This window comes from Nocardiopsis potens DSM 45234 (genome assembly GCF_000341105.1).
Taxonomy (GTDB): domain Bacteria; phylum Actinomycetota; class Actinomycetes; order Streptosporangiales; family Streptosporangiaceae; genus Nocardiopsis_A; species Nocardiopsis_A potens.
Genome location: NZ_ANBB01000064.1, coordinates 50,943 through 72,871 on the forward strand (window position 1 = coordinate 50,943; position 21,929 = coordinate 72,871).

The following is a 21,929-nucleotide window of genomic DNA, read 5'->3' on the forward strand; positions in this document are numbered from 1 at the left end:
CGGCGCGCTCCGGCGTCCTTGATATACCCTAGGGGGGTATGGTACTCATATGAGTGCGGGCGCGGAGGCGGCGGAAGCCGCCCCGGGCCGGACGGGACCACGGCGGAAATCAGGAGGCGGAAATGTCCGGTGCGACCACCACCGTTTACACCGTTGAGGGCATGACCTGCGGACACTGCGTCGCCTCGGTCACCGAGGAGGTCGGCGAGGTTCCCGGCGTCACCGGTGTCGAGGTCGACCTGGCCACCGGCCGGGTGGAGGTGTCCGGCGACGGCCCGGTGGACGGCGCGCTGGTGCGCGCGGCTGTCCAGGAGGCCGGCTACGAGGTGAAGGGCTGACATGAACGTTCCGGTGAAACTGGGCCTCTACGGGGTCGGACTGGTCGCGGCGTTCGCCGGGGCGCTCGGCGCCGGCACGCTGACCGGGCCGGTGCTGCCCGGCGGCCCGGCGAACGCCTCCGACGACGGAGCGGGCGGCCACGGCGGCGCCGGCGGGCACGCCGGCACCGATGGGGAGGGCGGCACCGGCGGCGAGGGCGCCGGGTCCGGTGCCGTCACCCCGGCCGGCCTGCAGATCTCCGACCGCGGGTACACCCTGGAGCAGGTCGCCGCCCCGGAGAAGGCCGGGAAGGAGGGCGAACTCTCCTTCCGGATCACCGGCCCCGACGGCGAGCCGGTCACCGGCTTCCGGGTCGAGCACGAGAAGCGGATGCACCTCATCGTCGTCGGCCGGGACACGGCGGGCTACCGCCACCTGCACCCGGAGATGGACGAGGACGGCACCTGGACGGTGGAGACCGGGTTCGATACCCCCGGCCCCTACCGGATGTTCGCCGACTTCGCCCCCGAGGGCACCGAGGAGGGCCTGGTGCTCGGCGCCGACCTCGCCGTCCCCGGCGACTACGAGCCGGAGCCGCTGCCCGAGATCGAGCGGGCCGCCGAGGTCGACGGCTACACCGTCCGCCTGGAGGGCGGCCTCGCCGCCGGCGGCTCCGGGGAACTGGACTTCACCGTCACCAAGGACGGCGAGCCCGTCGACGACCTGGAGCCCTACCTGGGCGCCTACGGCCACCTGGTGGCGCTGCGCGCCGGCGACCTGGCCTACCTGCACGTCCACCCGCACGGCGAGCCCGGCGACGGCGAGACCGAGCCCGGCCCCGGAGTGCGGTTCACCGCCGAGGCGCCCAGCCCCGGCGAGTACCGCCTCTTCCTCGACTTCAAGCACGACGGGAAGGTCCGCACCGCCGAGTTCACCGCCGCCGCCGGCGAGGGCGGCGAGGGCGGCGGGCACGGCGCCGACGGCCACGGGCACTGACCGGTCGGCACGGACTTCCACCGAGATCCACCCCCACGGAGGACAACAGCGATGAGCGGAACCGATCAGGCGGAACGGGCCCAGGGCCAGGTGGAACTGGCCATCGGCGGGATGACCTGCGCCTCCTGCGCCAACCGCGTCGAGCGGCGGCTGAACAAGATGGACGGCGTCACCGCCACTGTCAACTACGCCACCGAGAAGGCCCGGGTCGTCTTCGAGGAGGGCACCGACCCGATCCCGGTCGACCGGCTGATCGCCCAGGTGGAGAAGGCCGGCTACACCGCGGCGGTGCCGGAGCCGCCCAAGCCCGCCGGCGGGGACGCCCCCGCCGGGGGCGGCGCCGCCGAACCCGACCCGGTCAAGGCGCTGCGCGACCGCACCCTGATCAGCCTGGCGCTGTCCGTGCCGGTCATCGCGATGGCGATGTTCCCGGTGCTGCAGTTCACCTACTGGCAGTGGCTCTCGCTGACCCTGGCCGCGCCGGTGCTGGTCTGGGGGGCGCTGCCGTTCCACAAGGCCGCCTGGAAGAACCTCAGGCTGGGCACCGCCACCATGGACACCCTGGTGTCGATGGGCACCCTCGCCGCGTTCGCCTGGTCGCTGTACGCCCTGTTCTTCGGCACCGCCGGCGAGCCCGGCATGGTGCACCCCTTCGAGCTGACCATCGCGCCCAGCGACGGCGCCGCCAACATCTACCTCGAGGTCGCCGCCGGAGTCACCACGTTCATCCTGCTCGGCCGGTACTTCGAGGCGCGCTCCAAGCGGCGCGCCGGAGCGGCGCTGCGCGCCCTGCTGGAGATGGGCGCCAAGGACGTCGCGGTGCTGCGCAACGGCACCGAGCAGCGCATCCCGGTGGAGGAGCTGGTCGAGGGCGACCTGTTCGTGGTCCGCCCCGGCGAGAAGATCGCCACCGACGGCACCGTGGAGGAGGGCAGCTCCGCGGTCGACATGAGCATGCTCACCGGCGAGTCGGTCCCGGTCGAGGTCGAGCCCGGCGCGCAGGTGGCCGGGGCGACGGTGAACGCCGGCGGCCGGCTGGTGGTGCGCGCCACCCGGGTCGGCTCCGACACCCAGCTGGCGCAGATGGCGCGGATGGTGGAGGAGGCGCAGAACGGCAAGGCCGAGGTGCAGCGGCTCGCCGACCGCATCTCCGGGATCTTCGTGCCGGTGGTGATCGTGCTGGCCGTGGCGACCCTCGGGTTCTGGCTGGGCACCGGCGGCGGTGTCGCGGCGGCGTTCACCGCCGCGGTCGCGGTCCTCATCATCGCCTGCCCGTGCGCGCTGGGCCTGGCCACCCCGACCGCGCTGATGGTCGGCACCGGTCGCGGCGCCCAGCTCGGCATCCTGATCAAGGGCCCGGAGGTGCTGGAGAGCACCCGCCGCATCGACACCATCGTGCTGGACAAGACCGGCACCGTCACCGAGGGCAGCATGGCCCTGGCCGAGGTGCACGTCGCCGCCGGCGAGGACGAGAAGGAGGTGCTCCGGCTGGCCGGGGCGCTGGAGCACGCCTCGGAGCACCCGATCGCCCAGGCCATCGCCAAGGGCGCCGCGGAGCGCGCCGGCACCCTGCCCGCCGTCGAGGACTTCGCCAACCAGGAGGGGCTGGGCGTGCAGGGGGTGGTCGACGGCCACCTGGTGCTGGTCGGCCGGACCGCGCTGCTGGCCGAGTGGTCGCAGCACCTGCCGGAGGAGCTGGAGCGGGCCAAGGCCGATGCCGAGGCGCGCGGCCGCACCGCCGTCGCGGTCGGCTGGGACGGCGCCGCCCGCGCGGTGCTGGTCGTCTCCGACACCGTCAAGCCGACCAGCGCCGAGGCGGTCCGCCGCTTCCGCGAGCTGGGCCTCACCCCGATCCTGCTGACCGGGGACACCACCGCGGTCGCCGAGTCGGTCGCCGCCGAGGTCGGCATCGACGAGGTCATCGCCGAGGTGATGCCCAAGGACAAGGTGGACGTGGTCAAGCGGCTGCAGGGCGAGGGCCGGGCGGTGGCCATGGTCGGCGACGGGGTGAACGACGCCGCCGCGCTGGCCCAGGCCGACCTGGGGCTCTCCATGGGCACCGGGACCGACGTCGCGATCGAGGCGGGCGACCTCACCCTGGTCCGCGGCGACCTGCGCTCCGCAGCCGACGCGATCCGGCTCTCCCGCCGCACCCTGGCCACCATCAAGGGCAACCTGTTCTGGGCCTTCGCCTACAACACCGCGGCCCTGCCGCTGGCCGCGGCCGGGCTGCTCAACCCGATGATCGCCGGCGCCGCGATGGCCTTCTCCAGCGTCTTCGTGGTCGGCAACAGCCTCCGGCTGCGCCGCTTCAAGGCGGCCGACTGAGGCGGAGGGAACGGGGAGCGCCGAGGGGCGCCGGGCCGGCCGGCCCGGCGCCCCTCGCGCTTCCGGGCCGGGCCCCGGGGTCAGCGCGCGGCGGGCTCGGGCGCCCCGGCCGCGGCGGTCCGCTCCACCCAGGCGCGCACCTCCGCGGCGGTCCGCTCCACCGGGGAGCCGGTGGTGTCCAGCAGCTCCACCGGCGGGTCCAGCGCCGCGCCCTCCTCGGCCAGCCAGGCGGCGTAGTCGAGCATCTCCGCGATGCGCGGCTCGTCCCACCCGCGCCAGGCGGGCCGGGCGCGCAGCCGCGCGGCCAGCACCTCCGGGTCGCAGGTGAGCGCCAGGTAGTGGATCCGGGAGAACAGCGCCCGCTCCGGCAGCGGCTCCAGCTCGGGCGGGACCACGGTGCCGCAGAGCACCACCGGGCGGCCGCTCTGCTGGATCATCGCCGCCGTCCGCAGCCAGGTGGACCGGAACGCCCGGTGCTCACCGGCGGGGTCGCGCAGCGCCCCCACCCAGAGCACGTCCTGCTCCAGCACCACGAACCGGTCGGACAGCGCCTCGACCAGCAGCCGGCCCACGGTCGACTTGCCGGTGCCGCTCGGCCCGGCCACGCAGAACAGCGGGGACCGCAGGAAGGGGCGGTCGCGGCCGCAGAAGCGGCAGCGCAGCCCCTCCCCGCCGGCCCCCGGCTCCGGGGCCTCGTCGAACTCGCCGCAGTCCGGGCAGATCAGCGGGTTCAATCGAACAGGTTCTCCAGGAAGCTCTTCTTCCGGCGGCCCCCGTAGCCGCGCGGGGAATCGGGGTAGCCGCCCCGGTAGCCGCGGGGCGAGTCCGGGTAGCCGCCCCGGTAGCCGCGCGGGGAGTCGGGATAGCCGCCCCGGTGGCCGCGGGGCGAGTCCGGGTAGCCGCCGCGGTGCCCCGGCGGGACGTGCCCGGCGGGCGGAACCTGCCCGGCCGGCGGGGAGTAGGGCGGAGGAGCGGCGCTGTAGTGGCGCTTCTCCGCGGCGATGATCTGCTCGAGTTCACCCCGGTCCAGGAAGATTCCGGAGCAGCCCTGGCACTGCTCCAGATGGATCCCCTGTCGGGCGACGGTCTGCAGGCTTCCTTGGCACTTTGGGCATATCACGCCGACATCGTATGCGAGGCCCTGCGGGAGCGGTCACTCACTGTGGACAAGGCACTGTCGAATCGTCGCCGGAACCGCTACGGTACGTCCGGAAACCCTTGCGGTTGAGGGGTTTTCGTGCAATTCCGCGACCCAGGACGGCGACGGCCTTGACGAGTAGCTGCCCTCATCTGAAGCTCTACGACCCCGAGTTCCACCGGGACCACCACACCGCGTACGAGAAGATGCGCGCGGAGCACGGCCCGGTGATCCCCGTCGAGCTCGAGCCCGGTGTCGAAGGCTGGCTGGTGATCGACTACGCGACGATCACCGCCTGGTGCCGGGACGAGCGGACCTTCAGCCGGGACGCGCACCGGTGGCGGGACTGGCGCGAGGGGCGGGTCCCCGACGACGCCGCGGTGATCGGGATGATGAAGCCCCGGCCCAACGCGCTCTTCTCCGACGGCGAGGCGCACCGCCGGGTGCGGCGGGCGATGACCGACGCGTTCGGCCGGTTCGACTCGGCCCGGATCGCCGCGGACGCCCGGGAGCTGGCCGGCGGCCTCATCGACGCCTTCTGCGCCCGCGGCGAGGCCGACCTGGTGGCGGAGTACGCCAACCCGCTGCCGCTGCTGGTGATGAACCGGCTGTTCGGCATGGACGAGGCGTCCGGGAAGCGGTTCTTCACCGCGCTGCGCGACATGTGGGACGGCGTCGACGCCGAGCGGGCCAACCAGGAGATCGAGGCGGTCCTCTCCGACCTGGTCGGCGCCAAGCGCGACCGGCCCGGCGAGGACATCACCAGCATGCTCATGCGGCACCGCGCCGGGCTCTCCGACGAGGAGGTCATCCAGCACCTGGTGCTGATGATCGGCGCGGGCAGCGAGCCCAGCGCCTGCCTGCTCTCCAACGCGGTGCGGGTGATGCTCACCGACCAGCGCCTCGGCGACGACCTGGCGTCCGCGCGCACCGCCATCCCGGACGCCATCGACCAGGTGATGTGGACCGCGCCGCCGGTCACCAACTACCCGGTCATGTACCCGACGCAGGACATCACGCTGCCCGGCGGCGCGGTGATCCGCGAGGGGAGCCCGGTCCTGCTCGGCTTCGCCGCGGCCAACCGGGCCGTCGCCGACGAGCACCGGGACCGGCTGGAGGACGCCCCCAACCGGGCCCACCTGGCCTGGGGCGTCGGCCCGCACCGCTGCCCGGCCAAGGAGATGGCCACCGCCATCTCCATCACCGGCATCGAGGTGCTGCTCAACCGGCTGCCCCGGCTCCGCCTCGCGGTGCCCGCCGACGAACTGGCCTGGCGCCTCTCGCCGTTCGGGCACGCACTCACCCGACTCCCCGTCGCTTTCGATCCCCATTCCCCCGAGCAGGAAGGAACGACGTGGAAGCCGTCCGACTCGAAACCGGATACCTCCACGACCAGGCCGCCGAGCTCCGAGAAGCAGGGGCAGTCGTCCCTGTCGAGCTTCCTGGCCAGGTTGCTGCGTGGGCGGTGACCCGGCACGCCGCGGTGATGGAGGTGCTCACCCATCCCCGGGTCAAGAAGAACCCGAAGTACTGGCGGGCCTGGCGGGACGGTGAGATCCCGCAGGACTGGCAGCTCATCTCCTGGGTCGCCGCGGAGAACATGCTGGCCCGCGACGACGAGGACCACACCCGGCTGCGCAAGCTGGTGTCCAAGGCGTTCACCCCGCGCCGGGTGCAGGAGATGCAGGACCGCATCGCGGAGATCGTCGACGGGCTGCTGGACGGCATGGAGGCCGGCGACGGCACCGCCGACATCAAGGCGCAGCTCGCGCTGCCGCTGCCGATGACGGTGATCAGCGACCTGTTCGGGGTCGAGGAGGAGTCCGCCCGCGCCGAGCTGCACCGCCGGATCGGGATGATGTTCGACCAGAGCATCACCCCCGAGGAGGCCTACGAGAACCACATCGGCACCCAGCGGTTCCTCACCGGGCTGGTGGCGCACAAGCGCGCCGAGCCCGGCGACGACATGACCAGCGCCCTGATCGCCGCGCGCGACTCCGACAACGACCGGCTGTCGGAGTCGGAGCTGGTGTGGACGCTGATCCTGATCATCGGCGCCGGCTACGAGACCACCATGAACCTGCTCACCAACACGGTGCAGGCGCTGCTCACCCACCGGGACCAGCTGGACATGATCCTGCGCGGCGAGCGGGACTGGGGCGACGCCGTCGAGGAGACGCTGCGCTGGAACACCTCGATCCAGAGCGTCCCGCTGCGCTACGCCGCCTCGGACATCGAGATCGACGGCACCGTGGTGCCCGAGGGCGACGCGCTGCTGGTCTCCTACGGCTCGGCCGGCCGCGACCGGCTGCTCCACCCCGAGGGCGCCGACCGGTTCGACATCACCCGGGAGGACAAGACGCACGTCTCCTTCTCGCACGGGGCGCACTACTGCCTCGGCGCCAACCTGGCCCGGATGGAGCTGGCGGTGGCGCTGCCCGCGCTGTGGAAGAGGTTCCCCGGCCTGGAGCTGCTGGAGACCGACCCCGAGCAGGTCCCCTCCATCGTCACCAACGGCGTCGCCTCGCTCCGGGTGCGCCTGGGCTGAACCGCGCGGCGGGGGCGGCCCCTTCCCGACCGCCCCCGCGCCCGCGGACGGTGCCGCTCCCGCTCCGCGCATGCGGGCACGCCTCCCCGCGTGTGCGCGGGAACACCGGCGGCGGTCACACCGGTGACGGTTTCGGGCCGGCCCCGCCGCCGCTCCGGACGGCCGGGGCCGGCCCGCTCAGGGGATCCGGGACCGCCTCCGCCGAGGGGGACTTAGACTCGCCTGGGTGGCGCCCGGATCGCGTGCGCCCCCCTGACGAGCCCGAGGAAGCCCCAGCCATGAGTACTGAGCAGACCGGCCCTGGACACGTGCTGTCCGGGCGCTACCGGCTCACCGAGCTGATCGGTGCGGGCGGTATGGGCCGCGTCTGGCGGGGCGAGGACGAGCTCCTCGACCGCCAGGTCGCGATCAAGGAGCTCATCATCTCCCCGCAGCTTCCGCAGCAGGAGATCGACGTACTGCGCACCCGGATGCTGCGCGAGGCGCGCAGCGCCGCCCGGCTCGGGCACCCCTCCATCATCACCGTCTTCGACGTGGTGGAGAGCGACGACCGCCCGTGGATCGTGATGGAGCTGGTCCGCGGCCGCTCGCTCGGCGACATCATCAAGGAGGACGGCGCGCTGACGCCGGCCCGCGCCGCCAAGATCGGCCTGCAGATGGCCACCGCGCTGTCCATCGCGCACGACCGGGGCATCGTGCACCGCGACATCAAACCGGGGAACGTGCTGGTCGGCAGCGGCGACCGGGCGGTCCTCACCGACTTCGGCATCGCCCGCCTGGACGGCACCTCCGGGCTGACCAGCACCGGCCTGCTCATCGGCTCGCCCGGCTACCTCGCGCCGGAGCAGGCGCAGGGCCGCCCGGCCACCCCGGCGACCGACATCTGGTCCCTGGGCGTCACCCTGTACCAGGCGGTGGAGGGCAGGATGCCGTTCCACCGCGAGGTGCCGGTGGCCACGCTGACCGCGATCGTCACCGAGGAGGTGCCCCCGCCGGGGTCCGCGGGGCCGCTGACCGAGGCGCTGGAGGCGATGCTCACCAAGGACCCGGAGGGGCGCCCGTCGATCACCGAGGCGCACGCCCTGCTGCACGCCGCCTCGGTCGCCGCGGAGCGGAGCCAGGCGCGGGCGGACCGGGACGCGATGCGCGCCGCCCGGACCACCGTCGCCGAGCCCCCGCCGGTCGCGGACCCGTCGGCCGCGGCCTCCGCCGCCCCGGCCGGGGCGGCGGGCGGGGAGCGCCCGCCCTACCTGCCGCCGGGCCCCGGCGCGGCCGAGCCGTCCGGCTCCGGCCGGGCCGGCCGGACGGCGCTGCTCATCGGCGCGGCCTGCATCGCCCTGCTGCTCGCCGTGGGCCTCGCGTTCTGGCTGGGCCAGGGGGAGGGGGCGGACCCCGCCGAAACCGGGCCCGCCGCCGAGCAGGAGGCCGGCGGTGACACCGGCGACGGGGAGGCCGCCCCCGACGGCGAGGACGGCGCCGAAGAGGAGCCGGAAGAGGAAGAGGAACCGGAGCCGGAGGGCCCGCCGGTGGAGAACTACGCCGACGAGACCGGCTTCTCCGCCGACCTGCCCGAGGGCTGGGAGTACGACCGCCGGGAGGGTACCAGCGTCTTCTTCGACCTCCCCGGCGGCGGCTACCTGCAGATCGACCAGACCGACTCCCCGGGCGACGACGCGGAGCAGGACTGGCGGCAGCAGGAGGGCGCCATCTCGCAGAACTTCTCCGGGTATCAGCGGCAGCACATCAGGTCCCTGGACGACCCCTGGACCGACCGGTACGTCAGCGCCGCCGACTGGGAGTTCACCTTCGACGGCCGGCACGCGGTCAACCGCGCCTTCCACACCGAGGACAAGGGCTACGCCCTCTTCCTGGTCTCGCCCCCGGAGACCTGGGAGGAGAACCGCGCACTGCTGGACGGCGTCGCGGCCTCCTTCGACCCCGCATCCTGACCCGGCCCCGGGAACGCGTCGTCCACAGGCGGTGGACAGGGGCCGCGCCGGGCGGTCCGGGCTGTGCCATGCTGTGCTCCGAATCGTCCCCGACGGGCGGAGGAACGCGGGAATGGCCTTCATCGCCGTTCTGCTCTACCTGGTGCTGGTCCTGATGAGCGGGGGCCTGGCGCGCCGGGTGCTCGGGGTTCCCATCGGCTGGCCCAGGGTCGTCGTGGTCGGGTTCGCGGTGCTGGCCAGCGCCTACGGCGCGGTCTACGCGGTGCTCGCCTCCTCCGGCCTGGAGCTGAGCCCCGGGGCGGCCGAGGCGGACCCGCTCCCCTACCTCGTGCTGCCGCTCCTCGCCATGGCCTGGACCTTCCTGGGCGGCCTGGTCGTCCTGGTGCTGCTGGAGATCTTCCTGCCCACCGGGACGCTGCCGCCGGTGCGCGCGCTGCTCACCGGGTGGCGCGCGCGGGCGCGGCGGGCCCGCCGGTACGCGCAGATCACCGCCATCGCGGCCAAGCACGGGCTCGGCGCCCACCTGCGCGGCCGCAGGCGGACCGCGCCGGTGCAGGGGATGGCCAAGACCGCCCGGTCGCTGACCGCCGCGCTGAACGAGGCCGGGGTCGCCTTCATCAAGTTCGGCCAGATGCTCTCCTCCCGCCCCGACCTGGTGCCCGACGTCTTCGTCCGGGAGCTCTCCCGGCTGCAGACCGCGGCCGACCCGGAGCCCTGGCCGCGGATCGAGGCCGCGATCGAGGAGGCGCTGGGCCGGCCGCTCGGCGAGGTGTTCGCCTCCGTCGACCCCGAGCCGCTCGCCGCGGCCTCGGTCGCCCAGGTGCACGCCGCCGAGCTGCTCGGCGGCGAGCGGGTGGTGGTGAAGGTGCAGCGCCCCGGGGCGCAGCGCCAGGTCGAGGCGGATGTCGACATCCTGCTCCGGCTCGGCCGCCGGCTGGACCGGGGCACCGCCTGGGGCGCGGCGCTGGGGGTGCGGCGCCTCGCCGAGGGGTTCGCCGACTCCCTGGAGGAGGAGCTCGACTACACCGTCGAGCTGGACAACATGCGCGCCATCGCGGGCGCCGGCGGCATCCGGGTGCCCGAGCCCCACCCGGAGCACTCTTCGCGCACCCTGCTGGTGATGGAGCGGATCGACGGCGTCCCGGTCGGCGACGCCGCCGACCTGCTCGCCGGCTTCACCGCCGAGGAGCGCCGGGAGCTCGCCGAGCGCCTGGTCGGCGAGGTGCTCAGGCAGATCACCGTGACCGGGGTGTTCCACGCCGACCTGCACATGGGCAACATCCTGATCGGCCCGGACCGCGGGCTCGCGATGCTCGACTTCGGTTCGGTGGGGCGGCTGGACGGCGGCTCCCGCACCTCGCTCGGCCTGCTGCTGATGGCCATCGAGCGGGACGACTCCACCGCCGCCGCCGACGCCCTCATCGACCTGCTGGACCGCCCCGAAGAGCTGGACGAGCGGCGGCTGGAGCGGGAGGTCGGCCAGCTCATGGTCCGCTTCTCCGGCGGGCTCGGCGGGCGGGGGAGCGCCGACATGTTCGCCCGGCTGCTGCCGCTCATCCTCGGGCACGGCTTCTCGGTGCCGCCGCAGATCGCCGCCGCCTTCCGCGCCCTGGCCGCGCTGGAGGGCACCCTGGCCGCGATCAGCCCCGACCTCGACCTGGTCGAGGCGGCCCGGCGGCAGGGGCGGCTGCTCGCCGACGAGGCCCTCGGCGGAACCGACGTGCGGGCCGCTCTGGAGCGGCGGCTCGCCGCGATGCTGCCCGCCCTGGAGCGGCTGCCCCGCCGGCTGGACAAGATCACCCAGGACCTGGAGCAGGGCCGGTTCACCGTCGCCATCCGCCCGTTCGCCGACCGGCGGGACCGCGGCTTCGTCACCGGCCTGATCCGCCAGACCGTCCTCGCCCTGCTGGCCGCCACCGCGGTCCTCGGCGCGATCCTCCTGATCACCGCCGACACCGGCCCGATGGTCGCCCCCGCGCTCCCGCTCTATGCCTTCTTCGGCTACACCCTGCTCTTCGTCGGCTTCGTGCTCGCGCTGCGCTCCCTGGTCCTGGTCTTCCAGACCGACCGCCCCGGGGACGGCTGAGCGGCCGGCGGGCCCCCGACCGGGGAGCGCCGCCGCCCGCCCCGCGGGCGACCGCGCCGCCCGCCGGGCGGACGGGGCGTTTGGCTCCGCCCGGGGGCGGGCGGGGCGCCGCCCCCGGCCCCTTCGGGCCTGCTCCGCCACCGGCCCCGCTACCGGTCCAGGTGCACGTCCAGGCCGGTGCGGCCGGGGGCGAGGTCCGGGCGGAGGACCAGGTCGTCGTCGTAGTCGCCGCCGTTCTGCCGGCGGAACGGCAGCGGTTCGGCCTCCGGGACCGACAGCACCCGGTCCACCAGGGCCTTGGCCGCCCGCTCGGCGTCCTCGGCGCTCGCCCGGTCCGCGGAGTGGACCGGGAACGGGGGGAGCGGCGCCATGCCGGTGTACCAGAACGTCCCGTGGGTGAGCGGGAAGAGCAGCTGCTCCAGGTCGCCGTTGACCCCGCGCGGCCCGATCGACGACTCCCGCGCGCCGATCGTGACCACCGGGAGCACCCGCCTGCCCTCCAGCGGCCCCTCCCCGTAGCGCATCGCCCGCCCGGTGACCGGGTCGTGCAGCCCGAACGCGAACCCCTTGACGAACACCCGGTCGAACCAGCCCTTGAGCATCGCCGGCAGGCCGTACCACCAGAGCGGGAACTGCACCACCACGGTGTCGGACCAGGCCAGCTTCTCCTGCTCGGCGACGACGTCCGGGCTCAGCAGCCCCTCCCGGAGGGCCCGCTCCGAGGCCGCCCCGACGTCCAGCCGCTCCGCCGGGTCGTGGCCGTAGTCGGCGGCCCGCACCACCGGGTCCCAGCCCATCGCGTACAGGTCGGACTCGCGCACCTCGTGCCCGTGCTCGCGCAGCGCGGCGACGCCCGCGTCGCGCAGCGAACCGTTCAGCGACCGCGGCTCCGGATGCGCGAACACCCACAGAACTCTCATGTTCTCCTCTTCTGCGCTTTTCGTGCCCCTGGGGCTTTACCCCGATCATCCGGATGGGAACGCGGGCCGACGTCCGGCCCGTGGGCCGCGTACTCGAGATGCGCATCGGGTGGCAGAGAGTTCGCCGAAAGTGATTCCCAATCTCTTTGAGACTCTCCTTGCATGGCTGATGACGAGTACCCCGTGGGTGATGGCCCTGCCGTCAGAGTGAGCCTCTCCCTTCCGGAGGGAACGGCAGAGGCCGTGCGCGCCATCACGGGCAAGCGCGAGTTCTCCGCCTATGTCGCAGAGGCCGTCGAGCACCGGCTGCGCGGCGAACTGATCGCCCGGGGCCTGGAGGAGTACCAGGAGGAGCATGGGAGGTTCACGGACGAGGAGCGGGCCTGGGCGGATGACGCGCTGTCGGGTGAGGCGCGGCTGCCCGGGGAAGCGGCGTGAAGGGAACTCTCGTCCTCGATTCCGCGGGGCTGGCCGGCTACCTGGAGAACGACCGGAAGGTCATGCTGCTCGTCGATGCCGCGAAGCGGCAGGACCGTGCCCTGGTCATCAGCGCGGCCACCATCATCGAGGCGCAGCATGGAGGGGTCCGGCCCGCCCGGATGAACCGGGTCCTCTCCCGTCTCAGGGTCGAAGACCTGACCAGGGACGCGGCCCGTGCGGCTGCGGCGCTGCTCGAAGAGGCCGGCCTGCACGGCCACCGCTGCGCGATCGATGCGATGGTCGCCGAGGCGGCTCTGCGGCAGCGGCCTCCTGTCACCCTGCTCACCTCGGACGTCGGCGACCTGTCCCGGCTCTGCGGCTCCGCCGTCCGGGTGATCGGTATCTGACGGCTGTCCGCCCCCGTTCCGCGAGGGCGAGCACGAGCAGTCCGACGGGAGGCAGGGGGCCGCATCCGGGCCGCTCGGCAGGGCGGACCTCCTTGCCGAGGGGGCCGGTGGATCGCGGCGGAACGGGCGGTCCCGGCCTGTTCCGGGCCGAGACCGGCCTCTCCCCGTCCCGCCGGCTGCTCCTGCGCCGCCTTGACCCGGCCCGCGAGCTGCCGGAGTCCACCGCCCTCCCGGTGGAGCGCATCGCCGCCCGCGCCGGCCTGGGCACCGCCGCCTCACTCCGCGCCCACTTCAACGCCGAGCTCGGCGTCTCCTCGACCGCCTACCGCCGCACCTTCCGCGGGGCTACCCCTGCTCCGGGGCGCCGGTGATGCGGCGGAGGCCGGCCATCAGGGCCCGGGTGTCCGGGACGCGGTCGGGGTCGATGAGGGCCTGGAGGATGACCCCGGAGAAGAGCGCGTAGGCGGCGGCGCCCGCGGCCTCGTCGATGCCGCCGGCCTCCTCTTCGTCCCGGGGGAAGAGCAGGGCGGCGAAGGACCTGCGCCCGTCGTCGTGGCCCTCGCTGAGCGCCTCCCGCGCCTCCGGGGAGAACTGGGCCTGTGCGTAGGCCTGCACGCTGGCCACCAGCAGCTCGCGGTCGCCGGGCAGGAGCGCGCGCATGCGCTCCAGGAGCGCGGCCAGCCGCTCGGCGGGGTCGGAGGCGTCGACCGACTTCAGCGCGTCGGCGACGGTGTCCCCCCACTCGCTGGTGACCGCGATGACCGCGGCGTTCATCAGGTTCTCCTTCGAGCCGTAGTGGTAGCCGATGGAGGCGAGGTGGGCGCCGGAGGCGGCGGCGATGTCGCGTGCGGTGGTGTGCGCGTAGCCCTTCTCCACCAGGCACTTCTTGGCGCCTTCGAGGAGGTCGTCGCGGTGGTTCATGGCAGGATCCTACCCGTCGCTTGAACGTACGTACATATTGACGGATGTCTTTGACGTACGTACGATCCCCGGCATGACGACGAGCACCCCTCCCCTCGCCGGGGGCCGGACCTGGGCCGGGCTGGCCGTTCTGCTGCTGCCCGCGCTCCTGGTCTCCATGGACATCTCGGTGCTGTTCACGGCGGCCCCCGCGATCACCGCCGCACTCGACCCCACCGCCGCCCAGCTGCTGTGGACGATGGACGTCTACGGGTTCGTGCTGGCCTCCCTGCTCATCACCATGGGCGGGCTGGGGGACCGGTTCGGCCGGCGCCGCATGCTGCTGGCCGGAGCCGCCTTCTTCGGGGCGGCCTCCGCGCTGATCGCCTTCGCGCCCACCGCGGAGCTGCTGATCGCCGGGCGCGCGCTGCTCGGCGCCGGCGCGGCCACGCTCGCCCCCTCCACCCTCTCCCTCATCCGGGCGATGTTCGACCACCCCGCCCAGCGGCGGACCGCCGTGGGCCTGTGGACGGTCGCCTTCACCGGCGGCGCGGTCGCCGGCCCGCTCATCGGCGGGGTGCTGCTGGAGTACTTCTGGTGGGGCTCGGTCTTCCTGATCAACGTGCCGGTGATGGCCCTGCTCCTGGCGGCCGGACCGGTGCTGGTGCCCGAGTCCGGGGCCGGCGGGCGCGGCGTCTTCGACCTCCCGGGGGCGGTGCTGTCGCTGGCCGCCATGGTCGGTGCGGTGTACGCGGTCAAGCGGACGGCCGAGTACGGGCCGGACGCGGCCGCACTGGCCGCCCTGGCCGCCGGGGCGGCCGCCGGATGGCTCTTCGCCCGCCGCCAGCTCCGCGCCGCCCACCCCCTGATCGACCTGCGGCTGTTCCGCGCCCCCGCGTTCGGCGCGGCCGTCGCCGCCAACGGCGCGGTCTCCCTGGCCGCCGCGGGCACCGGCTTCCTCGCCTTCACCTACATGCAGGTGGTGCACGGGCTCAGCCCCCTCTGGGCGGCGGTCTGGGCGCTGCCGACCTTCCTCGGCACGGTCGCCGGGGTGGCGGTCGCCGGCGCGCTCGTCGGGCGGGTCTCCCAGGGGGCGGTGCTGGCCTGCGGGCTCGCGGTCTCGGCGCTCGGGTTCGCGGGCGTGGCGGCGGTCGGCCCGGACTCGCCGCTGCCGCTGTTCATCGGCGCCTACACGGTCATCACCTTCGGCGTCGGGGCGGTCAGCGCCCTCGCCAACGACCTGGTCCTGGCCACCGCGCCGCCGGAGCGGGCGGGCGCGGCGTCCGGGGTCTCGGAGTCCGCGATCGAGCTGGGCAACGCGGTCGGGATCGCGCTCCTGGGGACCATCGCCGCCGCCGTCTACCGCGGCGGAGTGCGCGAGGCCGCGCCCGAGGCCGCCTCGGGCCCCGCCGGGCAGACCGTCGCGGGCGCGGCCGAGCAGGCCGCGGCCATGGGGGAGGAGGGCCGGCCCCTCCTGGCCGCCGCGTTCGAGGCATACACCGGCGGCCTGAACGCAGCGGGCCTCACCGGCGCGGGGCTGCTCCTGGCCGCGGCCCTCTTCGCGGGCATCGCCCTGCGCGGCCGCTGACGGCGCCCCCGGGCGGCGCCCCCGCCGGGCGGTGCGCCCCGCGGCCCCGGGCGCCCCCGGCGTGCGCCATCATGAACCGGTCACCGTCAGCCTCAGCAGCAGATTCGGAGCGCCCGGGCCCATGGCGCCGTTCCAGGATTCCCCCAACGTGCTCTTCGCCGCGCGGGTGTGCGCGGTCCGGCGGCCCTCGCCGGGGTTCGCCCGCCTCACCCTGACCGGCCCGCACCTGGACCGGTTCGGCGCCTACGGGCTCGACCAGCGGATCAAGATCCTCATGCCGTCCGGGCCGCTCCCCGAGGCGCTCGACACCGGCGGCGAACCGCTCGGCGAGGCCGACTGGCGGGCGCGCCTGCGCTCCCTCCCGGCCGCGGAGCGGCCCGCCATGCGCAGCTACACCGTCGCCGCCGCCCGCCCCGCCGACCGCGAGGTGGACATCGACTTCTACCTCCACTCGCCGCCCGGGCCCGCCGGCGAGCTGGCCGCCCGCGCACGCGGCGGCGAGCGGCTGCTGCTGTCCGGGCCGGACGCCGCCCGCGGCCGCCCCTGCCACGGGATCCAGTGGCACCCCGGCCCCGCCGCGCGGGTGCTGCTCGCCGGGGACGAGACGGCGTTCCCCGCGATCCGCAACATCCTCGCCTCGCTGGACCCGGCGGTGCGGGCCGAGGTCATCGTCGAGGCGGGCGACCCCGCCGACGCCGCGTGGCCGGCGGAGGGGCGGCCCGGCGCCGAGCCGACGGCCGTCCTGCGCACCGGCGGCCGCCCCGGGGCCGCCGGGGGAGAGGGGCCCAACGGCCCGCTCCGGGCCGCCGTCGAAGCGTGGTCCCTGTCACACGGGGGCGAAGCGGCCGCGCTCGGCACCGGCTTCTACGCCTGGCTGGCGGCCGAGAGCACGGCCGTGGCGCGGATGCGCGACCGCCTGCGCGGCGCGGGGATCGCGCCCGACCGGGTGCACGCCCAGGGGTACTGGAACGCCAAGGGCAGGACCGGCGAGCGGCGCGCCCGGGCCGCGGCGGCCGGAGGGGGGAAGTCCGAATAAGGTGAGGCTTTGCTAAGTTGGGCTCCGCCGAACCGGCCGGTTCCGGCCGCACCTCACCCCGGTGGATTGGACTCCCCCATGCCTGTGACCATCGGCGGAGGCGCCGTGCGCCGCCTCCTCCCCCGCGCGGTCCTCCCGGCCGCGGCCGTGCTCGCCCTCTCCGCCTGCGGCGGCGGGGCCGGCGGCCCCGGCGGCGCGGAGGCCGGCGGCGAGACCCGCACCGTCGAGCACGCCCGGGGGACGACCGAGGTCCCCGCCGATCCGCAGCGCGTGGTCGTCCTCGAACCGGTCCAGTTGGACACCGCCGTCGCCCTGGGCACCGCCCCGGTCGGCGCCGCCGTGCTGGACGAGACCGAGGGCGCCCCCGCCTACCTCGGCGACGAGGCGGCCGGGGTGCAGACCGTCGGCACCGTCGCCGAACCGAACCTCGAGGAGATCGCCGCCCTGGAGCCGGACCTCGTCCTCGGCACCGAGTCGCGCCACTCCGCCCTGTACGACCGGCTCTCCGACGTCGCCCCCACCGTCTTCATGGAGACCCAGGCCGACCCCTGGCAGGACAACGTCGGCCTGGTCGCGCGCGCCCTCGGCGACGAGGAGGGCGCCGAGGAGCTCCTCGGCGACTACCGGGACCGCTGCGAGGAGGTCGCCGGGAAGCACGAGACCGACGGCAAGACCGCCCAGCTCATCCGCCCCCGCGACGACGTGCTCACCCTGTACGGGCCGACCTCGTTCGCCGGGAGCACCCTGGAGTGCGCCGGGTTCGCCACGCCCGAGCACGAGTGGGAGGACATCTCCCTGGACGTCTCCCCGGAGCGGGTCCTCGACGCCCGGGCCGACCTGGTGCTGGTCACCGCCGACGACGTCGACGACCCCGGGGCGGTCCCGGACTCGATCCGGAGCAACGAGGACGAGTTCCCCGAGCTGTACGCCGTGGACCGCTCGTTCTGGATCACCGGCGTCGGCCCCCTGGGCGGCATGGCGGTCCTGGACGACCTCGACCGCATCCTGGAGGACTCCGGCCTGTCGGAGGCGGAGTAGGCGTTGGTGCGGAACACGCCCCTGCCGGCCCTCGCCGGGGCGGCGGCCCTGGCGGCCGCCCTGCTGCTGTCACTGCTGGTCGGCGCCAACCCCCGCCCCGTCCCGGAGCTGCTGGACGCGCTGCTGGGCGGGGGGACCGCCGAAACCCGGTTCGTCCTCTGGGAGCAGCGCGTCCCCCGCACCGCCGCCGGGCTCGCCGTCGGCGCCGCGCTCGGCGCGGCGGGCGCGCTCATCCAGGCCTTCACCCGCAACCCGCTCGCCGACCCGGGGATCCTCGGCGTCAACTCGGGCGCGGCGTTCGCGGTCGCCGTGGGCGTCGCCTTCTTCGGGCTGACCGACCCGGCCGACTACATGTGGCCGGCCTGCGCGGGTGCGCTCCTGCTCACCCTGGCCGTCTACGGGGTGGGCGCCGCGGGCGGCCCCGACTCCGGGCCGGTCCGGCTCACCGTGACCGGCGTCGCGCTGGGCGCGGTGTTCTCCGGGCTGACCACCGGGCTGACGCTCACCCGCCCCGACGCCTTCGACCGGATGCGCGGCTGGAACGCGGGCAGCCTGCTGGAGCGCGGCTTCGACGTGCTCCTCCCGGTGCTGCCGCTGCTGGCCGCCGGGCTGGTGCTGGCCGCCGCGCTCGCCCCGGCGCTGAACTCGGTCGCGCTGGGCGCCGACACGGCCCGCGCGCAGGGGGTCGACACCGGGCTGGTGCGGGCCGGGGTGCTGGCCGCGGTGACCCTGCTGGCCGGGGGCGCCACCGCGGTCGCCGGGCCGATCGCGTTCGTGGGGCTGATGGTCCCGCACGCGGTCCGCTGGGCGGTCGGCCCCGACCAGCGCCGGATCATCGCCGGAACCCTGGTGGCGGCGCCGGTGCTGGTGCTGCTCGCGGACGTGCTGGGGCGGGTCGCGGTGCCGCCCGGCGAGATGCCGGTGGGCGTGGTCACCGCGTTCGCGGGGGCGCCGGTGCTGATCGCGCTGGTGCGCCGGCCGAAGGCGAGCGCGCTGTGAGCGCCCCGGCCCCGCCCCGCCCGCCGGCGCGCAGGTTCGTGGTGGGCACCGAGCGGCTGAACGTCGTGGTCCGCCTGCGGCCGGCGGCGGTGCTGCTGGCCGCCTCGGCGGCCGTCGCCGCACTGGCCCTGGCCGCGCTGGCGCTGGGCGACTACCCGGTGGGCCCGTCCGAGGTGCTCGGGGCGCTCACCGGCCGGACCGGAGGGTTCGAGCGCATCGTGGTCGTCGAGTGGCGGCTGCCGCGCGCGGTCGCGGCGGTGCTGTTCGGCGCCGCGCTCGCGGTGGCCGGCGGCCTGTTCCAGGCGCTGACCCGCAACCCCCTCGCCGGCCCGGACATCATCGGGCTGGCCAACGGCTCGTTCACCGGGATGCTGGTGGCGCTGCTGCTGCTCGGCGGGGGCTGGCCGCTGCTGACGGCGGGCTCGCTGGTCGGCGGGCTGGGGGCGGCGGTCGCGATCTACCTGCTGGCGTACCGGGGCGGGGTCAAGGGGTTCCGCTTCATCGTGGTGGGCATCGGGGTCTCGGCGATGCTGGCCTCGGCGAACACCTGGATGCTGCTGCGCGCCGAGGTGGAGACCGCCCTGTTCGCCTCCGCGTGGGGCGCGGGGACCCTGAACAACGCCACCGCGGAGACGGCCTACCCGGCGGCCGCGTGCGTGCTGGTGCTGCTCGCGCTGGTGCCCTTCCTGGCCCCGGCGCTGAAGCAGATGGACCTGGGCGACGACATGGCGCAGGCGACCGGGGTGCGCATCGACCGGGCCCGGACGGCGGCGATCGCGGTGGCGGTCGGCCTGGTGAGCGTGGTGACGGCGGTCGCGGGGCCGATCGCGTTCGTGGCCCTGGCGGCACCGCAGATCGCCCGCAGGCTGGCCGGCGTCCCCGGGATCCCGCTGGGGGTGACGGCCCTGGTGGGGGCCGGGCTGCTGTCGGCCTCGGACCTGATCGCGCAGCACGCGGTGCCGCTGGCGGTGCCGGCCGGGGTGGTCACCGTGGTGTTCGGCGGCGCCTACCTGGTGTGGCTGCTGATCCGCGAGGCCCGGAAGCGGCCCCGGTAGCCCCGGAGCCGCACCGCCCGGTGCGGCTCCGGGGCCGCTTCCGGGCCCTCGGCCGCTACTTGAGCAGCTGGCGGGCCATCACCAGGCGCTGGATCTGGTTGGTGCCCTCGTAGATCTGGGTGATCTTGGCGTCGCGCATCATCCGCTCGACCGGGAAGTCCTTGACGTAGCCGGCGCCGCCGAGGAGCTGGACGGCGTCGGTGGTGATCTCCATGGCCGCGTCGGAGGCGTAGCACTTGGCGGCGGCGCCGAAGAAGGACAGGTCGGAGTCGTTCCGCTCGGACTTGGCGGCGGCCGCGTAGACCATCTGGCGGGCGGTCTCCAGCTTCATCGCCATGTCGGCGAGCATGAACTGGACGCCCTGGAACTCGGCGATGGCCTTGCCGAACTGCTTGCGCTCCTTGACGTAGGCGACCGCGGCGTCCAGCGCGCCCTGCGCGATGCCGATCGCCTGGGCGCCGATGGTGACCCGGGTGTGGTCCAGGGTGCGCAGCGCGATCTTGAGGCCCTCGCCGACCTCGCCGACCCGGCGGTCGTCGGGGATGCGCACGCCGTCGAAGAAGAGCTCGCGGGTGGGGGAGCCCTTGATGCCGAGCTTGCGCTCCGGCTCGCCCAGGGTGAAGCCCGCGTCGTCGGCGTGCAGCACGAACGCGGTGACGTTGGAGCCGCGCTTGCCCTGCGGGTCGGTCACCGCCATCACCGTGTAGTACTCGCTGACGCCGGCGTTGGTGATCCACGACTTCTGCCCGTTGATCACCCAGGAGTCGCCGTCGCGGACCGCCTGGGTGCGCATGCTCGCGGTGTCCGAGCCGGCCTCCCGCTCGGACAGCCCGTAGGAGAACATCGCCTCGCCGCGGGCGACCGGGGTCAGGTAGCGCTGCTTGACCTCCTCCGAGGCGCCCAGGATGAGCGGCATGGTGCCGAGCTTGTTCACCGCCGGGATGAGCGAGGACGACCCGCAGGCGCGCGCCACCTCCTCGATCACGATGCAGGTGGCCAGGGCGTCGGCGCCGACCCCGTCGTAGGCCTCCGGGATGTGCGGGGCGTGGAAGTCGGTGGCGCGCAGCGCCTCGTAGGCCTGCTGCGGGAACGCGCTCTTCTCGTCCACCTCGGCGGCGTGCGGGGCGATCTTGTCCTCGGCCACGGCGCGCACCGCCGCCCGCAGCTCCTCATGCTCCTCGGTCGTGGTGAACAGGTCGAAGCTCATGTCTTCCTCGCCTCCGGGCCGGGCTCGCGTGGCACGTGGTGCCGAACTGTGGCATTCAGTGTCAGCATAGGTGATGCAGGCGGACGGCCACGGAATCGGGGGGCAGGCATGTCGGAGGCGGCGGAACCGGGGCGCGGCGCCCGGCCGGAGCGGCACGACGTGGTGGCGGCGGCGGTCCGCCTGTTCGAGCAGGTCGGCTACGAGCAGACCACCATGGGCGACATCGCGGAGGCCGCCGGGCTGAGCCGGCGCAGCCTGTTCCGCCGGTTCGGCACCAAGGAGGACATCCTCTTCGCCGAGCTGGAGGAGGTGTTCGCCGCGGTCCGGCGCTACCTGGCCGCCGCACCGGAGGACGACCCGGTCGCCGCGGTCACCGCCGCGGCCCGGATGGTCTTCCAGGGCTACGCCTCCACCCCGGAGATCACCGTCCCCCGGTTCCGGCTGGTCCGCGCGGTCCCCCGGCTGCGCGACCGGGAGGTCGCGATGACCGCCCGCTACCAGGCGGCGTTCAGCCGGCACCTGGCCCGGGGGGAGAGCGACGGGGACCGGGCGCTGGCCGCCGAGGCGGTCGCGGCCGCGGTCATCGCCGCGCACAACCACGTGCTCCGCTCCTGGCTGCGCGCCCCGGAGCGGCCGGTGCCCTGGGACCGGCTGGACGCGGCGATGGCGTTGGTCACCGAAGGGCTCGGCGCGCGGCTGCGGGACGGCGCGGCCCCGGGGGCCCCGGAGCCCGCAAGGGTGCTCGTCGCGGTCTATCCGAGCGGCGCCGGGACCTCGGAGGTCCTGGACAGGGTGCGTGAGGCGCTTGCGCCGGACGGCTGCGACCGAGGTTAGAGCCGGGTAGATTCGCGGAGGCGGTGCAGCGCGATCAGGACTGGGAGACGACCTCCGGTGAGTACGGCGGCGAACGAGGCGGCGAAGAGCGGGTCCACCGAGGCGGCGGCGGAGGCGGCGCGGCGGCGGACGTTCGCGGTGATCTCCCACCCGGACGCGGGC

21 protein-coding genes are annotated in these 21,929 nt (G+C 74.8%); 16 read left to right on the plus strand and 5 right to left on the minus strand.

All coding sequences use genetic code 11. The features are described from left to right. The first annotated feature begins 122 nt into the window (after positions 1 to 122). Genes D459_RS0125425 through D459_RS0125435 form a run of 3 tightly spaced genes read left to right on the plus strand, consistent with a single transcriptional unit; the run spans position 123 to position 3,642 of the window. Entirely contained in the window at positions 123 to 338 is a 216-nt protein-coding gene (locus tag D459_RS0125425) for a heavy-metal-associated domain-containing protein (RefSeq protein ID WP_020380333.1), read from the plus strand. A gap of 1 nt (position 339) precedes the next feature. After that, positions 340 to 1,314, plus strand: a complete 975-nt coding sequence (locus tag D459_RS32765; protein WP_017595822.1) for a hypothetical protein — start codon at positions 340 to 342, stop codon at positions 1,312 to 1,314. A gap of 51 nt (positions 1,315 to 1,365) precedes the next feature. Then, positions 1,366 to 3,642: a heavy metal translocating P-type ATPase gene (locus D459_RS0125435; RefSeq protein ID WP_017595823.1), complete on the plus strand. Its 2,277-nt coding sequence runs from the start codon at positions 1,366 to 1,368 to the stop codon at positions 3,640 to 3,642. Between the two features lie 80 nt (positions 3,643 to 3,722). Here the strand turns inward: D459_RS0125435 and D459_RS0125440 are convergent, their stop codons facing one another. Together D459_RS0125440 and D459_RS0125445 are read right to left on the minus strand one after the other, a co-directional pair. Next, positions 3,723 to 4,376 (minus strand): AAA family ATPase, encoded by a 654-nt coding sequence (locus tag D459_RS0125440; protein WP_017595824.1) that lies wholly within the window; start codon positions 4,374 to 4,376, stop codon positions 3,723 to 3,725. After that, positions 4,373 to 4,762 (minus strand): TFIIB-type zinc ribbon-containing protein, encoded by a 390-nt coding sequence (locus tag D459_RS0125445; protein ID WP_017595825.1) that lies wholly within the window; start codon positions 4,760 to 4,762, stop codon positions 4,373 to 4,375. Before D459_RS0125445 ends, D459_RS0125440 begins: the two co-directional genes overlap by 4 nt. A gap of 224 nt (positions 4,763 to 4,986) precedes the next feature. Here D459_RS0125445 and D459_RS0125450 point away from each other — a divergent pair, with 224 nt between their 5' ends. The 4 genes from D459_RS0125450 (at position 4,987) to D459_RS0125465 (ending at position 11,363) form a co-directional block, all read left to right on the plus strand. Beyond that, entirely contained in the window at positions 4,987 to 6,249 is a 1,263-nt protein-coding gene (locus D459_RS0125450; RefSeq protein ID WP_017595826.1) for a cytochrome P450 family protein, read from the plus strand. Next, on the plus strand, positions 6,246 to 7,328 hold the full coding sequence (locus D459_RS0125455) for a cytochrome P450 family protein (RefSeq protein WP_017595827.1): 1,083 nt from the start codon (positions 6,246 to 6,248) through the stop codon (positions 7,326 to 7,328). The genes D459_RS0125450 and D459_RS0125455 overlap by 4 nt, the downstream gene beginning before the upstream one ends. 278 nt (positions 7,329 to 7,606) lie before the next feature. Continuing rightward, the gene (locus tag D459_RS0125460; protein WP_026120753.1) at positions 7,607 to 9,277 is read left to right on the plus strand and encodes a serine/threonine-protein kinase; all 1,671 of its coding nucleotides are present in this window, start codon (positions 7,607 to 7,609) and stop codon (positions 9,275 to 9,277) included. A gap of 112 nt (positions 9,278 to 9,389) precedes the next feature. Then, positions 9,390 to 11,363 carry an ABC1 kinase family protein gene (locus D459_RS0125465; protein WP_017595829.1) on the plus strand — a complete coding sequence of 658 codons (1,974 nt, stop codon included), beginning with the start codon at positions 9,390 to 9,392 and terminating at the stop codon, positions 11,361 to 11,363. A 149-nt stretch (positions 11,364 to 11,512) separates the two neighbouring features. Here D459_RS0125465 and D459_RS0125470 read toward each other — a convergent pair whose 3' ends face one another. Beyond that, positions 11,513 to 12,283, minus strand: a complete 771-nt coding sequence (locus D459_RS0125470) for an NAD(P)H-dependent oxidoreductase (RefSeq protein ID WP_026120754.1) — start codon at positions 12,281 to 12,283, stop codon at positions 11,513 to 11,515. Between the two features lie 243 nt (positions 12,284 to 12,526). Here D459_RS0125470 and D459_RS0125475 point away from each other — a divergent pair, with 243 nt between their 5' ends. From D459_RS0125475 to D459_RS37140, 3 genes are all read left to right on the plus strand, one after another. Continuing rightward, positions 12,527 to 12,721 (plus strand): hypothetical protein, encoded by a 195-nt coding sequence (locus D459_RS0125475; protein ID WP_241485126.1) that lies wholly within the window; start codon positions 12,527 to 12,529, stop codon positions 12,719 to 12,721. Then, positions 12,718 to 13,110, plus strand: coding sequence for a hypothetical protein (locus D459_RS0125480; RefSeq protein ID WP_017595832.1), 393 nt, complete (start codon positions 12,718 to 12,720; stop codon positions 13,108 to 13,110). Before D459_RS0125475 ends, D459_RS0125480 begins: the two co-directional genes overlap by 4 nt. Before the next feature lie 107 nt (positions 13,111 to 13,217). Next, positions 13,218 to 13,481, plus strand: a complete 264-nt coding sequence (locus D459_RS37140; protein WP_017595833.1) for a helix-turn-helix domain-containing protein — start codon at positions 13,218 to 13,220, stop codon at positions 13,479 to 13,481. Here the strand turns inward: D459_RS37140 and D459_RS0125490 are convergent. Then, positions 13,456 to 14,031: a TetR/AcrR family transcriptional regulator gene (locus D459_RS0125490; protein WP_017595834.1), complete on the minus strand. Its 576-nt coding sequence runs from the start codon at positions 14,029 to 14,031 to the stop codon at positions 13,456 to 13,458. The two genes, D459_RS37140 and D459_RS0125490, sit on opposite strands and share 26 nt — an antisense overlap. A gap of 73 nt (positions 14,032 to 14,104) precedes the next feature. Between D459_RS0125490 and D459_RS0125495 the strand changes: the two genes are divergently transcribed. From D459_RS0125495 to D459_RS0125515, 5 genes are all read left to right on the plus strand, one after another. After that, the gene (locus tag D459_RS0125495) at positions 14,105 to 15,598 is read left to right on the plus strand and encodes an MFS transporter (RefSeq protein ID WP_017595835.1); all 1,494 of its coding nucleotides are present in this window, start codon (positions 14,105 to 14,107) and stop codon (positions 15,596 to 15,598) included. A 121-nt stretch (positions 15,599 to 15,719) separates the two neighbouring features. Next, complete coding sequence (locus D459_RS33875; protein ID WP_017595836.1) at positions 15,720 to 16,634, plus strand: siderophore-interacting protein; 915 nt, start codon at positions 15,720 to 15,722, stop codon at positions 16,632 to 16,634. Between the two features lie 78 nt (positions 16,635 to 16,712). Then, positions 16,713 to 17,672: an ABC transporter substrate-binding protein gene (locus tag D459_RS0125505; RefSeq protein WP_040711044.1), complete on the plus strand. Its 960-nt coding sequence runs from the start codon at positions 16,713 to 16,715 to the stop codon at positions 17,670 to 17,672. Positions 17,673 to 17,675: 3 nt separating this feature from the next. Next, entirely contained in the window at positions 17,676 to 18,671 is a 996-nt protein-coding gene (locus D459_RS0125510; RefSeq protein WP_017595838.1) for an iron chelate uptake ABC transporter family permease subunit, read from the plus strand. Beyond that, complete coding sequence (locus D459_RS0125515; protein WP_017595839.1) at positions 18,668 to 19,726, plus strand: FecCD family ABC transporter permease; 1,059 nt, start codon at positions 18,668 to 18,670, stop codon at positions 19,724 to 19,726. Before D459_RS0125510 ends, D459_RS0125515 begins: the two co-directional genes overlap by 4 nt. 55 nt (positions 19,727 to 19,781) lie before the next feature. On the opposite strand, the gene D459_RS0125520 is transcribed toward D459_RS0125515, so the two are convergent. After that, the gene (locus D459_RS0125520; RefSeq protein ID WP_017595840.1) at positions 19,782 to 20,933 is read right to left on the minus strand and encodes an acyl-CoA dehydrogenase family protein; all 1,152 of its coding nucleotides are present in this window, start codon (positions 20,931 to 20,933) and stop codon (positions 19,782 to 19,784) included. Between the two features lie 108 nt (positions 20,934 to 21,041). Here D459_RS0125520 and D459_RS0125525 point away from each other — a divergent pair, with 108 nt between their 5' ends. Beyond that, positions 21,042 to 21,767 carry a TetR/AcrR family transcriptional regulator gene (locus D459_RS0125525; RefSeq protein ID WP_017595841.1) on the plus strand — a complete coding sequence of 242 codons (726 nt, stop codon included), beginning with the start codon at positions 21,042 to 21,044 and terminating at the stop codon, positions 21,765 to 21,767. The last annotated feature ends 162 nt before the right edge of the window (positions 21,768 to 21,929 follow it).

Coding starts and splice junctions, on each gene's coding strand:
- D459_RS32765 (WP_017595822.1), top strand. CDS start 340: ATGAACGTTCCGGTGAAACTGGGCCTCTACGGGGTCGGACTGGTCGCG.
- D459_RS0125425 (WP_020380333.1), top strand. CDS start 123: ATGTCCGGTGCGACCACCACCGTTTACACCGTTGAGGGCATGACCTGC.
- D459_RS0125465 (WP_017595829.1), top strand. CDS start 9,390: ATGGCCTTCATCGCCGTTCTGCTCTACCTGGTGCTGGTCCTGATGAGC.
- D459_RS0125460 (WP_026120753.1), top strand. CDS start 7,607: ATGAGTACTGAGCAGACCGGCCCTGGACACGTGCTGTCCGGGCGCTAC.
- D459_RS0125435 (WP_017595823.1), top strand. CDS start 1,366: ATGAGCGGAACCGATCAGGCGGAACGGGCCCAGGGCCAGGTGGAACTG.
- D459_RS33875 (WP_017595836.1), top strand. CDS start 15,720: ATGGCGCCGTTCCAGGATTCCCCCAACGTGCTCTTCGCCGCGCGGGTG.
- D459_RS0125525 (WP_017595841.1), top strand. CDS start 21,042: ATGTCGGAGGCGGCGGAACCGGGGCGCGGCGCCCGGCCGGAGCGGCAC.
- D459_RS0125520 (WP_017595840.1), bottom strand. CDS start 20,933: ATGAGCTTCGACCTGTTCACCACGACCGAGGAGCATGAGGAGCTGCGG.
- D459_RS0125450 (WP_017595826.1), top strand. CDS start 4,987: ATGCGCGCGGAGCACGGCCCGGTGATCCCCGTCGAGCTCGAGCCCGGT.
- D459_RS0125505 (WP_040711044.1), top strand. CDS start 16,713: ATGCCTGTGACCATCGGCGGAGGCGCCGTGCGCCGCCTCCTCCCCCGC.
- D459_RS0125470 (WP_026120754.1), bottom strand. CDS start 12,283: ATGAGAGTTCTGTGGGTGTTCGCGCATCCGGAGCCGCGGTCGCTGAAC.
- D459_RS0125490 (WP_017595834.1), bottom strand. CDS start 14,031: ATGAACCACCGCGACGACCTCCTCGAAGGCGCCAAGAAGTGCCTGGTG.
- D459_RS0125495 (WP_017595835.1), top strand. CDS start 14,105: ATGACGACGAGCACCCCTCCCCTCGCCGGGGGCCGGACCTGGGCCGGG.